General features: G+C 75.0%; 14 protein-coding genes. 7 read left to right on the top strand and 7 right to left on the bottom strand.

Going from position 1 to position 13,733, the window contains the following annotated elements:
* Positions 1-73: 73 nt before the first annotated feature.
* Positions 74-511 carry a nitroreductase family deazaflavin-dependent oxidoreductase gene (locus GA0074696_RS27140; protein WP_088963704.1) on the top strand — a complete coding sequence of 146 codons (438 nt, stop codon included), beginning with the start codon at positions 74-76 and terminating at the stop codon, positions 509-511.
* Positions 512-575: 64 nt separating this feature from the next.
* Here the strand turns inward: GA0074696_RS27140 and dacB are convergent, their stop codons facing one another.
* On the bottom strand, positions 576-2,159 hold the full coding sequence (gene dacB, locus GA0074696_RS27135; protein ID WP_088963703.1) for a D-alanyl-D-alanine carboxypeptidase/D-alanyl-D-alanine endopeptidase: 1,584 nt from the start codon (positions 2,157-2,159) through the stop codon (positions 576-578).
* A 341-nt stretch (positions 2,160-2,500) separates the two neighbouring features.
* Between dacB and GA0074696_RS27130 the strand changes: the two genes are divergently transcribed.
* Positions 2,501-2,782 carry an iron-sulfur cluster biosynthesis family protein gene (locus tag GA0074696_RS27130; RefSeq protein ID WP_088963702.1) on the top strand — a complete coding sequence of 94 codons (282 nt, stop codon included), beginning with the start codon at positions 2,501-2,503 and terminating at the stop codon, positions 2,780-2,782.
* A 1-nt stretch (position 2,783) separates the two neighbouring features.
* On the opposite strand, the gene GA0074696_RS27125 is transcribed toward GA0074696_RS27130, so the two are convergent.
* A complete protein-coding gene (locus GA0074696_RS27125; protein WP_172894469.1) occupies positions 2,784-3,878 on the bottom strand; it encodes a beta family protein in 1,095 nt (364 codons plus the stop codon).
* A gap of 164 nt (positions 3,879-4,042) precedes the next feature.
* On the opposite strand from GA0074696_RS27125, the gene GA0074696_RS27120 reads away from it, so the two are divergent.
* Positions 4,043-4,621, top strand: a complete 579-nt coding sequence (locus tag GA0074696_RS27120; RefSeq protein ID WP_088963701.1) for an NADPH-dependent FMN reductase — start codon at positions 4,043-4,045, stop codon at positions 4,619-4,621.
* Positions 4,622-4,658: 37 nt separating this feature from the next.
* Here the strand turns inward: GA0074696_RS27120 and GA0074696_RS27115 are convergent, their stop codons facing one another.
* The 3 genes from GA0074696_RS27115 to GA0074696_RS27105 form a co-directional block, all read right to left on the bottom strand.
* Positions 4,659-5,249, bottom strand: coding sequence for a PepSY domain-containing protein (locus GA0074696_RS27115; protein WP_088964836.1), 591 nt, complete (start codon positions 5,247-5,249; stop codon positions 4,659-4,661).
* A 90-nt stretch (positions 5,250-5,339) separates the two neighbouring features.
* A complete protein-coding gene (locus tag GA0074696_RS27110; RefSeq protein ID WP_088963700.1) occupies positions 5,340-6,617 on the bottom strand; it encodes a sensor histidine kinase in 1,278 nt (425 codons plus the stop codon).
* Complete coding sequence (locus GA0074696_RS27105) at positions 6,614-7,312, bottom strand: response regulator transcription factor (protein ID WP_088963699.1); 699 nt, start codon at positions 7,310-7,312, stop codon at positions 6,614-6,616. The genes GA0074696_RS27110 and GA0074696_RS27105 overlap by 4 nt, the downstream gene beginning before the upstream one ends.
* Positions 7,313-7,415: 103 nt before the next feature.
* On the opposite strand from GA0074696_RS27105, the gene GA0074696_RS27100 reads away from it, so the two are divergent.
* The 3 genes from GA0074696_RS27100 to GA0074696_RS27090 all read left to right on the top strand — a co-directional run bounded on the left by GA0074696_RS27100 (position 7,416) and on the right by GA0074696_RS27090 (position 10,444).
* Positions 7,416-7,877 (top strand): septum formation initiator, encoded by a 462-nt coding sequence (locus GA0074696_RS27100; protein WP_088963698.1) that lies wholly within the window; start codon positions 7,416-7,418, stop codon positions 7,875-7,877.
* 293 nt (positions 7,878-8,170) lie between these two features.
* A complete protein-coding gene (locus GA0074696_RS27095; RefSeq protein WP_088963697.1) occupies positions 8,171-8,563 on the top strand; it encodes a cupin domain-containing protein in 393 nt (130 codons plus the stop codon).
* 96 nt (positions 8,564-8,659) lie between these two features.
* On the top strand, positions 8,660-10,444 hold the full coding sequence (locus tag GA0074696_RS27090) for a glycoside hydrolase family 15 protein (protein ID WP_088963696.1): 1,785 nt from the start codon (positions 8,660-8,662) through the stop codon (positions 10,442-10,444).
* A 112-nt stretch (positions 10,445-10,556) separates the two neighbouring features.
* Here the strand turns inward: GA0074696_RS27090 and GA0074696_RS27085 are convergent, their stop codons facing one another.
* Together GA0074696_RS27085 and GA0074696_RS27080 are read right to left on the bottom strand one after the other, a co-directional pair.
* Positions 10,557-11,750, bottom strand: coding sequence for a threonine synthase (locus GA0074696_RS27085; RefSeq protein ID WP_088963695.1), 1,194 nt, complete (start codon positions 11,748-11,750; stop codon positions 10,557-10,559).
* A gap of 14 nt (positions 11,751-11,764) precedes the next feature.
* Complete coding sequence (locus tag GA0074696_RS27080) at positions 11,765-12,811, bottom strand: DNA polymerase ligase N-terminal domain-containing protein (RefSeq protein WP_088963694.1); 1,047 nt, start codon at positions 12,809-12,811, stop codon at positions 11,765-11,767.
* An 86-nt stretch (positions 12,812-12,897) separates the two neighbouring features.
* Here GA0074696_RS27080 and GA0074696_RS27075 point away from each other — a divergent pair, with 86 nt between their 5' ends.
* The gene (locus GA0074696_RS27075; protein WP_088963693.1) at positions 12,898-13,686 is read left to right on the top strand and encodes an aldo/keto reductase; all 789 of its coding nucleotides are present in this window, start codon (positions 12,898-12,900) and stop codon (positions 13,684-13,686) included.
* Positions 13,687-13,733 lie beyond the last annotated feature (47 nt).

Genomic DNA, 13,733 nt, shown 5'->3' with positions numbered 1-13,733 from the left:
GGTTCGCCGGCTCTGCGCGGCGGGCCGGAGTAGCGTGGGCGCGACGACGGCGACGAGGCGCGGGAGGCAGGCTGTGACGGCGAGCGAGCAGGTGCTGGACAGCCCCGAGGGCTGGGTGGCCGACCACATCCGACGGTACGTCGAGACCGGCGGCGAGCAGGGGCACGAGTGGCGGCCGGGCGTCTTCACCCTGCTGCTGACCACCCGTGGCCGCCGCAGCGGCAAGCTGCGCCGGACCGCGCTGATCTACGGCCGCGACGGCGACGACTACCTGGTCGTGGGCTCGCAGGGCGGCGCGCCCCAGCATCCGGCCTGGTACCTGAATCTGCTCGCCGATCCCGAGGCCGAGGTGCAGGTGGGCGCGGAGACGTTCGCGGCGCGGGCGCGGACCGCCGGGCCCGAGGAGAAGCCCCGGATGTGGCGGACGATGACCGACATCTGGCCGGCGTACGACGACTATCAGACCAGGACCGACCGGGAGATCCCGGTGGTGGTGCTGGAGCGGGTCTGACCCTTGTCCGCGAGGTGAGCCGGGCGGTGCGGGGCCCCGTCCCGGCGGGGCCCCGCACCCGTTCTCAGCAGGCGATCGGCTTCACCCAGGAGCACTCCAGCCCCTCCGGCACGTGTGGCGCGTCGGGCGCCACCGGCGGCGCCACCCGCGCGGTGGTCACGCTCTTCTCGGTGTACGACGCCAGCGCGATGGCGACCTGGTCCTCCAGCCCCTTCACCGACGAGGCCAGGTAGTTGTTGAGCACCACGGAGAAGGCCAGCACCCGGCCGTCGGCGTCGGTGACGTAGCCGGAGAGGCCGGAGACCCCGGTCAGGCTCCCGGTCTTGGCGTGCACGTTGTTCGCCGCCGGCGTGTTGCGCATCCGGCTGCGCAGCGTCCCGCCGACGAATCGGTCGGCGTTGCCGGCGATCGGCAGGGCGGCGTACCAGTCGGCGAACCAGGGCTCGGCGCGGACCGCGGCGAGCAGGGCGACGAACTCGGCCGGCGGGATGAGGTTGCGCCGGGACAGGCCGGAGCCGTCGCGCTGGCGCAGGGTGCCGGTGTCCATGCCGGTGTCGGCGACGTACTCGCTGATCGCGGTCAGCCCCGCCGACCAGGTGCCCGAGCCGGAGATGACCCGCCCGACCTCCTTGGTCAGCACCTCGGCGTGCCCGTTGTTGGACAGCTTCAGGAACGGCACCATCAGCGCGGCCAGGGTCATCGAGTCGTGCCGGGCCACCGGTGCCGCGTCGTCCGGGGTGGCCCGGCCGAGCACGGTACGCCCGAGCACCCGTACGCCGTGGCGGCGCAGCGCGGCCCGGAAGACGTCGGCGGCGTACCCGGTCGGCTCCCAGACGGTCATCCAGTCGCTGGCCGGCGCGTCGCCGACGGCGATCTGGCCGGTGACCACCACGGTGTTGGTGCCGTGCTCCCGTTCGAAGCTGATCGTGGTCTCGCCCTCGGCGACCGTCTCGGCCCGGTTGTCGATCCGCACGTAGCCGTTGGGGGGCGTCATGGTGACCGTCGGCGGCGCGCCCGCGCTCGCGGCCGGGGCGGCGTGCACGATCACGTTGCCGGCGTCGTAGTCGGTGTCCGGGGCGACGGTCAGCGCCGAGACCTGCGCGGCGTAGTAGTACGACTCGTCGTCCCACGTCCAGTCCGGACCGAGCCGGGTGCGGTCGTAGCGGGTGTCGTCGGCGACCAGGTTGCCGGTCACCACCCGTACGCCGTCCGCGGCCACCTCGGCGGCGAGCGCGTCGTAGTCGGCGGCGAGCATCGTCGGGTCGCCGCCGCCGCGCAGGTAAAGGTCGCCGGAGACCAGCCCGGCCCGGCGCTGCCCGGTGCTGTGCACGTCGGTGGTGAACCGGTGCCCCGGGCCGAGCAGTTCCAGCGCCGCGGTCGAGGTGAGCAGCTTGGTGTTGGAGGCGGGGATCAGCCGGCGGTCACCGTTGCGGTCGTACAGGGTCTGCCCGGTGGCGGTGTCCACCACGACCACGCCGGCCTGCGCCCCGGTGAGCCGGGCGTCGGCGAGGATCGCGTCGATGGTGGCGTGCAGCCGGGTGGCCGCCGGGGTCGGTGACTCGGCGGTGGCGGGGAGGGCGCCGGCGGCGGCCACGGTGGCGGCGAGCGTCGCCAGCGCCAGACTCCGGGTAAAGAGACGACGATGCATGCGTCGACGCTGTCATGGAGATTTCCGCCAGGCAAGACTCCCCGCCGAAAGTTTTTTCCGGATCTCGGTCCGGGTGCGGCGGGACGGCGGCTGACCGGCCCCGGCCACCTCGGTCCCAGCGTACGGCGACAGCGAGGCTGAGGAGCGGAAACGCGGCAGGCGCGGGGGCGCTCCCACAGACCGCGCTCTATTTGACGGACGCCCGTTCAGGGGGCACGGTGGGGGTGAGGGGGCCATGCGATGCGCCCCGATTCGCCGGGCGACGACAGGTTCGCCATCAGGTGCGCGCTTCGCCACTCCGCGCGAGGCCCCGCTGCCGAGAACCCATGAGGAGTTCCGACATGCTCAAGATGACCGACAACGCCGTGATGGTGATCCGCGACCTCGCCCTCCAGCAGGACGTCGCCGAGGACGGCGGGCTGCGCATCGCGGCCGACACCGACGCCGGCTCGCTCAGCATCGAGCTGGTGCCGGAGCCGGCGCAGGGCGACAAGGTGGTCGACAACCAGGGGGCCCGTATCTTCCTCGACGAGGACGCCGCCGAACTGCTCGAAGACACCTCCGTCGACGCGACCGTCGACGACGAGGGCATCGTGCAGTTCGGCTTCACCGAGAAGGGGTGACTCAGCCGGCCCGGCGCGCCTCGCCGCCCCGGTGCGGCCGGGTGGAACGTCCGCGTTCCTCCTCGCCGCGCCACGGGTCGGGGCGCTGGTCCCGGGCCGGCCGGGTCAGCGTGGCCAGCACGTGCGCCAGGTGGTGCGACGTGCTCCACGCCGTCCAGTTGGTCGGCGAGCCCGCACCGGCCACCCGCCGGGCGCGGCGCAGCAGCTCGTGGTCGCCCCAGGAGAAGCCGGCCCCGGCCGGCGGCCAGTGCGGCGCCGCCACCAGCGTGCGGCACAGGTCGGCAAAGCGCTCGTCGCCCCGGCCACCCCGCCGCGACCAGCGGTAGACCCACCAGGCGCCGTCCGCCGTGTACCGCACCGTGGGGAACCGGTCACCCGGCCCCTCCCCGGCGGGCGACGCGGCGGCGACGCCGTAGTCGCCGTACCCGACGCCGAGTTCGGCGAGGCGTAACCAGAGCAGCCAGTCCCAGCGGTCCAGGCGTACCGGCTCGTCGGTGGGCAGGCGGGACAGCGTCGGTGGCATCCCGCCGGCCGCGACGGTCACCGTGCGCCAGGCGTGCCGGCGCGCCCAGTCCACCAACCGCCGCACCCGCGGCTCGGTCACCCGCAGGTCGGCCGGGCAGCAGACGTCGCCGGCGTCGATGAGCAGGTCGCACTGCTCCGGCACCAGCCGGCCGTACCGCCAGATCCGCTCCGCCGCGGCGGTGGTCGCGTCCGGCCCGGCCCGGTCCTGGCCGGCCCGCAGCCGGACCACGGCCCGCCGGGCGTACGCCTGCGCCGCGACCCCGTGCGCCACCAGCCGGCGGTCGCTGTCGGCCAACCCGATCACCGGCACCACCGGTACGCCCCAGCGGGCCAGCTCGGTCTCCGGCACCTCGGGCAGGGCGGAGACGTCGACCGCCGGGACGAGCCCGGCCGGCAGTCGGCCGATCAGGTCGAGCGCGACCGGGTCGACTGTGGAGAGTTCGAGGACCGGAGCGAGCAGTGGAGCCACGGCGCCGTCCAGATGGGACAGCGCCTCCAGCTCGCCCCGCCGGCTGGCGAGGATGGGGCGGTAGACCGGTTCCGCCACCCGACCCCGGTGGGCGGGCACCATACCTCAGCCTAGCCAGACATTCGCCTTCGTCACAGGGTCGAACGGCCGGTGATGACCGGAAACCCTTGCGGGCGACCACCGGTCGACCCGGCCGAAGTCAGGGGTGGGCCGGCCGGTCGGGCCGTGCTTGACTGGCCGGTGCCGCCGACGGTGAGGAGCAGCCGATGCCGCAGGACGCCCGGATCCTGCTCGTCCCGGGGAGCACCCGGGCCGGGTCCACCAACACCGCCGCCCTGCGTACCGCACACACCCTGGCCGTGCCGGGGGTGAGCACCACGCTGTACGAGGCACTGCGGGAGCTGCCCGCCTTCGACCCGGACCAGGTCGACGAACCGCCCGCGCCGGTGGTGGCGCTGCGCGCCGCGCTCGCCGACGCCGACGCGGTGCTCTTCTGCACCCCCGAGTACGCCGGCACCCTGCCGGGCAGCTTCAAGAACCTGCTCGACTGGACGGTCGGCAACGGAGACCTGTACGGCAAGCCGGTGGCCTGGGTGACCGTGGCCGCGCCCGGCCGTGGCGCCGGGGCGGAGCAGACCCTGCGGATGGTGCTGGGCTACCTCGGCGCCGACATCGTCGAGCCCGCCTGCGTACGCCTGCCGGTGCCCCGCGCCGGGGTCGGCGCGGACGGACTGCTGGCCGACGCGGAGCTGCGGACCGGCCTGGCCGACGTGCTGGGCCACCTCGGCGCGCACCCCGATCGGGCCGCCGCCGTGCCGGCCTCCGGTCCGCCCGCCCGCCCCTGACCGGGCGCCGGCGGGCGGGCCGGCTCCGCTGCCGCGCTCAGTCGTCGTCCCCGTGCCGGTCGCCCCCGTGGTCGTCGCCGCCCCGGTCGTCCCCGCCGTGCCGCCGGTCGTCGGCTGTGTCGTCGCTGTCGTCCGCGCCGTCCCGGCGGTCGCCGCCCCGGTCGTCCGTGCCGGCCGCGTCGTGGCCCCGGTCGTCCGCGCCGGTCGCGTCGTCCGTCCGCCGACCGTCCGGGGTCGTCCGGTCGTCGCCGCTCTCCGGCCGGACGCGCAGCACCGCACCGGTGTCCCGGTCGACGTGGACGTCCCAGCCGGCGACGCCGGTCATCACCTCGACGCTCCACACCGGACGGCCGTGCTCCCGCTCGGCCTCGACGTCGACGACCCAGCCGCCGCCCACCGCGGCGAGGGCGAGCGCCCCGGCCCGATCGCGGTCGACCCCGGCCGGCGCCGCCCCGGCGGTGGCCGGGCTGTCGTCCGGCGTGAGGGTGTCGTCGACGCTCCTGGCGGCGAGGGCGGCGCGCGGGGCGTCGGCCTGCCGGTCGGCGGCCGTGACGCCGAGGGCCGCGCCGGTCACCGCCAGCACCGCCACGCCACCGGCCGAGGCCAGGATCAGAGAGGTACGCCGCATGATGTCCACCTTTCGTCGGTCCCGTTCGCTGTCCTGCCGAGCATCGACCGGAGGCGGATAGCGGCGCGCTGTCCCGACGCTAAACGGTGGTTATCCCGGCGGTGGGCCCAACCGCAGTGTCACCACGGCCCCGCCGCCCGGCCCGGTGCCGAGTTCCAGGTGCCCGCCGCCGGCCCGGGCCGCCCGGTCGGCGATGTCCAGGCCGAGGCCGGTCGACCCGGCCCCGCTGGACCCCCGCCGGGCCGCCCCGGCGGGCAGCCCGGGCCCCTCGTCGGCGACGGTGAGCAGCACCCCGTCGGTGTCCGCCGCCAGCCGCACGGCGAACGGGGTGCCGTCCGGGGTGTGCGCGAAGACGTTGCCCAGCAGGGCGTCCACCACCGCCGCCAGCTCGTCGGCGGCCACCCCGACGGGCAGCGGCCCCGGCGCCAGGTCCAGGGTCACCCGCCGACCGGTCTCCTCGGCCAGCACCGACCAGAACGCCACCCGCTCGCCGACCACCGCCGCCGCGTCGCTGACCACCCGGCCGGCGGCGGGCGAGCTGCGCCAGCGCGCCTCGCGGATCAGCCCGCTGACCGCCCGTTCCAGCCCGTCGACGGCGGCGGTGACCCGGGCCGCGTCGTCCGGGTCGCGCAGCGACTCCGCCTCCAGCCGCAGCGCGGTCAGCGGGGTACGCAGCCGGTGCGACAGGTCCGCCACCTGCTCCCGCTCCTCCCGCAGCAGCACCTGGATCCGGCCGGCCAGATGGTTGAGCGCGCCGGCCACCTCGCGCAGCTCCGCCGGCCCGGCCGGCTCGACGCGGGCGTCCAGTTCGGCGTTGGCCAGCCGGTGCGACACCGTGGACAGCTCGGTGATCGGACGGGTGAGCGCGCCGGCGAGCCGGTCGGCGACCACCAGGCCCACCACCACCAGCAGCGCGCCGAGCAGCGCCAGCACCGTCCACGCCCGGGTCACCCCGGCGGTCAGCTCGGCCCGGGGCACCACCGTGCGGATCACCGCCGCCCCCTCCGGCCGGCCCTGGACGGCGATGACGACCTCCCGCCCGCCGTCGAACTCCGCGGTCAGGCTCTGCCCCCGCGCGGCCAGCGCCACCGCCGGCGTACGCGGCGCGGGCGCGCCCAGCACCGTGCCGTCGGGCAGGAAGACGGTGACCGGCCGCCCGGACTCGGCGACGAGCTGCTCGACGGTGATCCGGACGGTCTCGAGCTCGGCGGTGCCGACCACCGGCACCAGGCTCTGCGCGTCGGCCGTCGCGCGCACGGTCGCCCGGTCCTCCGCGACGGTGCGGACCAGCAGCGCCAGCGGCACCAGGAAGGCGATCAGGGTGAGCACGCTGACCGACGCGATCAGCAGGGCCAGCCGTCGCCTCACCCGACGGTCCCGGCCGGCGGCGCCAGCCGCACGCCGACGCCCCGGACGGTGTGCAGGTAGCGGGGCTGCTGGGCGTTCTCGCCGAGCTTGCGGCGCAGCCAGGACAGGTGTACGTCGACGGTCTTGTCGGCGCCGCCGTACGGGATCCGCCACACCTCGGTGAGCAGCTCCCGCTTGGTCACCACCTGCCCGGGCCGGCCGGCCAGGTGGTGCAGCAGGTCGAACTCGCGCGGGGTCAGCTCCACCGGGACCCCGTCCAGGCTGACCTGGCGGGTACGCGGGTCGATCCGCAGTCCGCCGACCACCAGCGCCGGGTCGGCGTCCCGGTCCTCCGGGGCGGCCCGCCGCAGCACCGCGCGGGCCCGGGCGTCCAACTGCGCCGCGGTGAACGGCTTGACCACGTAGTCGTCCGCCCCGGCGTCGAGGATCCGGACGATCTCCCGCTCGTCGTCGCGCGCGGTGGCCACGATGACCGGCACGGAGCTGACCGCCCGGAGCATCCGCAGCAGCTCGGCACCGTCCAGGTCGGGCAGTCCCAGATCGAGCACGACCAGGTCCGGCCGGTCCTCGAGCGCGTCCCGCAGGCCGGTCAGGGCGGTGGAGGCGGCGGCCACGGCGTGCCCGCGCTCGCGCAGCGCGCGGATCAGCGGCGTACGGATGGTGAGATCGTCCTCGATCAGCAGCAGGCGGGCCACACCTGGCAGGCTAATCCGCGGCGCCGCTGCCGGCCGCCCGCCGCAACCCTCCCTTAACCCTGCCCTGGGCGCGCCGCAACCCGGCGTCCGGCAGACTCGGGGAATGCCCGGTCGCCCCCTGCTCGCCGTGCTCGGTTGGCTCGCCACCGCGGTCGCCGCGCTGCTCATCGGCCTGGCGGCGATCCGGCTGGTGGGGGAGAGCATCAGCGGCACCCCGGGTGGCGTCCGCAGCCAGGAGGAGGTGCGGCGGGCGCTCGCGACAGCGCCGCCGTCCGCCGCCGGGGTCACCCCGCCGACCACCGGCCCGACCCCCTCCGGCGTCGCCGTCACCTCGACCGCGGGCGCGCGTCGGGTGCTGGCCACGAACGGCGGGACGGCGGTGGCCGAGTGCGGGCCGTCGGGGGTACGGCTGGTCTCCTGGGCGCCGGCGCAGGGCTACCGGGTCCGCGACGTCGACCGGGGCCCGGACGAGCACGTCGAGGTCCGCTTCGCCGGCCCGGCGGGCGAGGACGAGCTGAAGGTGGTCTGCGTCGGCTCGCCGCCCGTGCCCCAACGCCGCCACTGAGGCACAACCGCAGGTCAGAGGCGTCCACTGTCGGCCGCCGGGCGTCCGAAGGCCCGGACACGGGCGCACGGCGCCGCCCGACCCCTGGGTCGTCACGTCGCCGCGCTCCGGCCGTCTCCCACCACCGCAGCCCTTCGGCGGTACGCCAGCGGGGACCTGGCTCAACAGCCGCCTACGCAGCCGTCAGTGTGGTCGATGCCCGTTGCGCGCGCCGGCAAACCTCCCGCGGGTGGGGAATTCCACCATCTGCCAGTCCCGGCGTGACGGAGGCCCGGGCCGGGTATGAGCGCGCCATGGAGCATTTCACGATCGCGACCGTGGCCCAGAAGAGCCCGGACTTCCGCCGGGTGCTCTGGACCGGTGAGAAGACCCAGCTTGTGATCATGACCATCCCGCCGGGCGGCGAGATCGGTGAGGAGGTGCACGACGGGATCGACCAGATCCTGACCTTCGTCAGCGGTACCGGCGAGGCGCGGGTGGCCGGGGAGACCAGGGAGGTCGTCCAGGGCGACCTGGTGGTGGTGCCGGCCGGCACCAAGCACAACTTCGTCAACACCGGGCCGAACCCGCTGGTGCTCTACACCGTCTACGGCCCGCCGGAGCACGCCGACCAGGTGGTGCACCGGACGAAGGAGGAGGCCGACGCGGCGGAGGCGGCCGGCGAGGACGAGCCGCCGACATCCTGACCGCCCCGGCGGCACGGTCCACCGGCCCCGCCGGCCGGCCCGCCCGGCCGGCCCGTCGACCGGCCTGAACCCGGTCGGTCCGGGTACCCGGGCCGGGTGGACCAGCCGCCGATCTCCGACTACGGGTTCCTCTCCGACTGTCGCTCCGGTGCGCTGGTCGGCCGGGACGGCTCGGTCGACTGGTGGTGCCCCGACCGGTTCGACGCGGCGTCGGTCTTCGGTCGGCTGCTCGACCCCGACGCCGGGTACTGGCGGCTGGCGCCGCTCGGGCCGTCCCGGGTGGAGCGCGCGTACCAGCCGGACACGCTGGTGCTGCGGACGGTCCACCACACCTCCGAGGGGAGCGTCGCGGTCACCGACGCGCTCGCCGCGGAGGCGGGCGCCCGCGGTCACCAACTGGGCATGAACTCCCCGGCGGTGCTGCTGCGGGTGGTCGAGGGGCTCGGCGGGCGGGTCCGGATGGGGCTGGACTTCGCGCCCCGCCCCGAGTACGGCCTGCTCACCCCGTACCTGCACGAGCAGCCCGACGGCGCGGTGGTGGCCGTCGCCGGCCCGGTGTCGCTGACCCTGCGCGGCAACGGGCCGGCGCTGCGCGCCGGGCGGGACCGGGTCCGCCAGGAGTTCGAGGTCACCGCCGGGCAGTGCGTCGGCTTCGAGCTGGCGTACGCGCCGGTGCACGGTGACCCGCCGGCCCGGGTGGACCCGTTGGCCGCGCTCGCCGAGACGGTGCGGGCGTGGCAGGCGTACCGGGGGCTGCACCACTACGACGGCCCGTACGCCGAGCAGGTGCGCCGGAGCGCGACCGTGCTCACCGGTCTGACGTACGCCCGCAGCGGCGCGGTCGCCGCCGCGCTGACCACGTCGCTGCCGGAGCGGTGCGGCGGCGACCGTAACTACGACTACCGCTACTCCTGGCTGCGCGACTTCGCGATGACGATGCGCGCGTTCTGGGTGGCCGCCTGCCCGACCGAGACGAACCGGCTCTTCGTCTGGGCGGCCCGCGCGATCGGCCGGATCGGCGAGGAGCCGGTCCCGGTGCTCTTCGGCCTGGAGGGGGAACGGGACATCTCCGAGCACGAGCTGGTGCACCTGCGCGGCTACGCGGGCAGCCTTCCGGTACGGGTGGGCAACGACGCCTGGCGACAGCGACAGCTGGACGTGCCCGGTGAGGTGATCTCGGCGGTCTGGCGGCTGCACGAGCATCTCGGCGAGACCTTCGACGAGGAGTTGCGCGAGATGGTCGTCGGGCTGGCCGAGCAGGTCGCCGCGACCTGGCGGTTGCCGGATCACGGGATGTGGGAGACCCGGGACGCCGAGCGGCACCACCTGTCGTCCAAGGTGCTCTGCTGGAGCGCCCTGCACCGGGCGGTCCAGGTGGCGCCACGACTGGGTGAGCGGGCCGATCCGCGGCGGTGGGCCGCGATCCGCGACGAGATCCGGGACACCGTGCTGCGCGACGGCTGGAACGACCGGGTCGGGGCGTTCACCGGGGCCTTCGGGTCGGCGGAGCTGGACGCCTCGGCGCTGCTGCTGCCGATGTCGCACTTCCTGCCCGCCACCCACCCCCGGATGCGCGCCACCATCGAGGCGATCGAGCGCGAGCTGGGCGGCGACGACGGCCTGGTACGACGGTGGGGCACCGACCCGGCCGGCTTCGTGCTCTGCTCGTTCTGGCTGGTCGAGTGCCTGCTCTTGGCGGGCGAGGAGGGCCGGGCCCGGCGGCTGTTCGAGCAGGTGCTCGGGCACGCCAACGACCTCGGGCTCTTCGCCGAGCAGGTCGACCTGCGGACCGGCGCGCAGCTCGGCAACACGCCGCAGGCGCTGTCGCACATCGGGCTGATCAACGCGGCCTGGCGGTTCGCTGATCTGAGCTCCGGCTGAGCGCCGCGACGAGATCCTGCAACACTCCTGCAATCGCCAGGCATTGTCAGCGGCGGGCGCCGGTCCACGTCCGGCGCCGGCCGCGTCCCGCGGCTCGGCCGCCCCGACCGGATCAGGCCGCCACCACGGGTACGCCGGAGACGTCCACCGTTTCCGGATACTTCAACCCCGCCCCGGTGTTCAGCACCACCACCCGCTCGCCGGCCCGGATCCAGCCGCCGGCGCGCAGGTGCCGGGCGGCGGTCAGGCAGGCCGCCCCCTCCGGGCAGAGCAGCAGCCCCTCCCGACGGGCGAAGTCCCGCAGGTCGGCCAGGATCTCCGCGTCGTCGACGGCGAGCGCGGTGCCGCTGCTCTCCCGCAGTGCGGCCAGGATCAGCTCGTCGCCCAGCGGGGCGGGGACGGTGATGCCGAAGGCGACGGTGTGCGCGTCCGCCCAGGGCTCCGCCCGGTCCTGCCCGGCGGCGAACGCCCGCACCACCGGGGCGCACCCGGTGGACTGCACCGCGACCAGCCGGGGCAGCTTGTCCTCCACCCAGCCCAGCTCGCGCAGCTCGTGCATGGCCTTGTGGATGCCGATCAACCCGACCCCGCCGCCGGTCGGATAGATGATCACGTCGGGCACCTGCCAGCCGAGCTGCTCGACGATCTCGTACCCCATGGTCTTCTTGCCCTCCAGCCGGTACGGCTCGCGCAGCGTGCCCGCGTCGAAGACCGTCCCGCCCGAGTCGGCGACCAGCTTCGCCACCCACCGGCCGGCGTCGCTGATCAGCCCGTCCACCAGGCGCAGGTCCGCGCCGGCGGCCAGGCACTCCCGCCGGCAGATGGTCGGCGCGTCGAGCGGCATGGCGATGGTCGCGCCCATGCCGGCCCGGGCCGCGTACGTGGCCCAGGCCGCCCCCGCGTTGCCGTTGGTCGGCATGGCGATCCGCTCGACGCCCAGCTCCCGGGCCCGGCTCACCCCCACCGCCGCGCCGCGCGCCTTGAACGACCCGGTCGGCATCAGCCCCTCGTCCTTGACGATCAGGTCCGGAATGCCGATCTCCGCCCCGTACGCCGGCGCGCGCAACAGCGGCGTCCAGCCCTCGCCCAACGTGGTGACGTGCCGCTCGTCGGCCACCGGCAGCACCTCGCGATAGCGCCACAGGTCGGCCGGACGCAGGCCGAACCGCTCCGGTGTCACCGCCTCGGCCACCGCCGCGAGGTCGTAGCGGGCCAGCAGCGGCGAACCGCACCCACACAGGTTGGCCGGTCGGTCGGCGTCGTGCTCCCGTCCGCAGCGCGGGCACTCCAGGTGGGTCAGGTACACGATGCTCCTCGCCGTCAGCCTGCCTCGATGCTCAGCCAGCGGCGGCTGCGTCGGCCCGGCTCGTAGACCGAGTCCAGCCGTTTGGCCACCACCCCGGGCAGCCCCTGCCCGCGGGCCGTGTCCAGCGCCTCGGCGCCGGTGCCGGGGAACCACGGCGGAGTCTGCCAGTGCGGCCCGGCCAGCGCCAGACCGTCGAGCAGCTCCCGGCGCTGCGCGTACGGCACATCGAGGCTGGCCACGCCCTCCAGCCAGAGCAGATCGAAGAGCAGGAACTGCGCATCGGGGCCGGCCCGACCCGTCCGCGCCGGACGGACCCGGCCGGCGGAATCGATCCGGACCAGGACGCCGTCCAGCACGGCCTCCGTCGGGGCCAGCGCCTCGGCCATGTCCCGCAACCAGGGGTACGTCCCGGTGACGTCCTCGTCGGTCTCCGACAGCAGCCGCAGCCGGCCGCCGGAGACGTACGCCATCGCCCGCACCCCGTCCCAGCGCAGCTCGTAACCCCACTCCGCGCTGTCGCCGGGCAACCGGCCCGACGGGGTGGGGTGCATCGGGCGGACCAGCTCCGGCATGCTCGTCCAGCCGGGCGGGGGCGGGTCGGTACGGCGGACCATCCAGTCCCGCCCGTCGCGGCCGCCGGTGGCGAAGAGGACGTACCGGCCGCTGGTGCGGGCGCCGTGCAGCACCACGATCACCTCGTCGTCGCGCCACTTCTCGCACTGGTAGGTGCCCCGGTCGTGCACGGTCATCGTCCCGCCGCCGTACTCGCCGGCCGGGATCTCCCCGTGGAAGTCGAGGTACTCCATCGGGTGGTCCTCGGTGTGCACGGCCAGGTGGTTGCGGCTGGTGTCCCGGGGCAGGCCGCGCGGCACCGCCCAGGAGGCGAGCACTCCGTCGTGCTCCAGCCGTAGGTCCCAGTGCAGCGCGCGGGCGTGGTGCTGCTGGATCACGAACCGGGCCTCGCCGGCCTTCCGCCGCCGGCGCGGCCGCTCCGGCGGCACCGGTTCCGGGGTACGCGCCGCGTCCCGCTTGCGCCGATACTCCTCCAGACGGTCCGCCACACCGGCATTCTCCGGCAAACCGCCCGGCTCCGCCGGTTGCCGGGTTCCGGGGCATGTCACCGGCGATCACGGGTAGAACGGTCGGTATGGACCAGCACCTCAACCAGCCCACCGCGCTGCTCCCCGGCGACGTTCGGATGCCACTGCTCGGTTTCGGCACCTGGCAGGCCAGCGGCCAGGCTGGTTACGACGCCGTGCTGGCGGCCCTCGACGCCGGCTACCGGCACATCGACACCGCCACGATGTACGGCAACGAGGAGGAGGTCGGCCGGGCGATCAAGGAGAGCGGGCTGCGCCGGGAGGACATCTTCGTCACCACCAAGCTGCCGCCGGACCGGGTGGGGCGGGAGCGGGAGACCATCGAGGCGAGCCTGCGCGCGCTCGACACCGATCACGTCGACCTCTGGCTGATCCACTGGCCGCCGTCCTCGCCGGCCGACAGCATCCCGGTGTGGCGGGAGCTGCTGGCGGCCCGGGACGAGAACCTGACCCGGGCGGTCGGGGTGAGCAACTACAGCACCGCGCAGATGGACGAGCTGATCCAGGCCACCGAGGAGAACCCGGCGGTCAACCAGATCCGCTGGAGCCCGTCGCTGTACGACCGGCAGCGCCACGTCGGGCACCGCGACCGGGGCGTCGTGCTGGAGGGCTACAGCCCCTTCAAGACCAGCGACCTCTCCGATCCGGTACTGACCCGCATCGCCGCCGCGCACGACGTGTCGCCTGCCCAGGTGGTGCTGCGCTGGCACATCGACCACGAGATCGTGGTCATCCCCAAGTCGGTCACCCCGGAGCGGATCAGGGCCAACGCCGATATCTTCGATTTCTCGCTGACCGCCGAGGAGATGCGCGACATCGACGCGCTCGGCGGCTGACCAGTGGACGCTTCAGCGGGTGGGAAGGGGCGTGACTGATTGGTCAC

The sequence above is a fragment of the Micromonospora purpureochromogenes genome (assembly GCF_900091515.1).
Lineage (GTDB): Bacteria > Actinomycetota > Actinomycetes > Mycobacteriales > Micromonosporaceae > Micromonospora > Micromonospora purpureochromogenes.
The sequence above is the reverse complement of the archived record's forward strand: the minus strand, read 5'-3'. Positions and strand labels throughout refer to the sequence as shown.

Excerpts from the sequence above, each read along its gene's own strand:
- dacB (WP_088963703.1), bottom strand. The coding sequence starts at position 2,159 with ATGCATCGTCGTCTCTTTACCCGGAGTCTGGCGCTGGCGACGCTCGCC.
- GA0074696_RS27130 (WP_088963702.1), top strand. The coding sequence starts at position 2,501 with ATGCTCAAGATGACCGACAACGCCGTGATGGTGATCCGCGACCTCGCC.
- GA0074696_RS27125 (WP_172894469.1), bottom strand. The coding sequence starts at position 3,878 with ATGGTGCCCGCCCACCGGGGTCGGGTGGCGGAACCGGTCTACCGCCCC.
- GA0074696_RS27120 (WP_088963701.1), top strand. The coding sequence starts at position 4,043 with ATGCCGCAGGACGCCCGGATCCTGCTCGTCCCGGGGAGCACCCGGGCC.
- GA0074696_RS27115 (WP_088964836.1), bottom strand. The coding sequence starts at position 5,249 with ATGCGGCGTACCTCTCTGATCCTGGCCTCGGCCGGTGGCGTGGCGGTG.
- GA0074696_RS27100 (WP_088963698.1), top strand. The coding sequence starts at position 7,416 with ATGCCCGGTCGCCCCCTGCTCGCCGTGCTCGGTTGGCTCGCCACCGCG.
- GA0074696_RS27095 (WP_088963697.1), top strand. The coding sequence starts at position 8,171 with ATGGAGCATTTCACGATCGCGACCGTGGCCCAGAAGAGCCCGGACTTC.
- GA0074696_RS27075 (WP_088963693.1), top strand. The coding sequence starts at position 12,898 with ATGGACCAGCACCTCAACCAGCCCACCGCGCTGCTCCCCGGCGACGTT.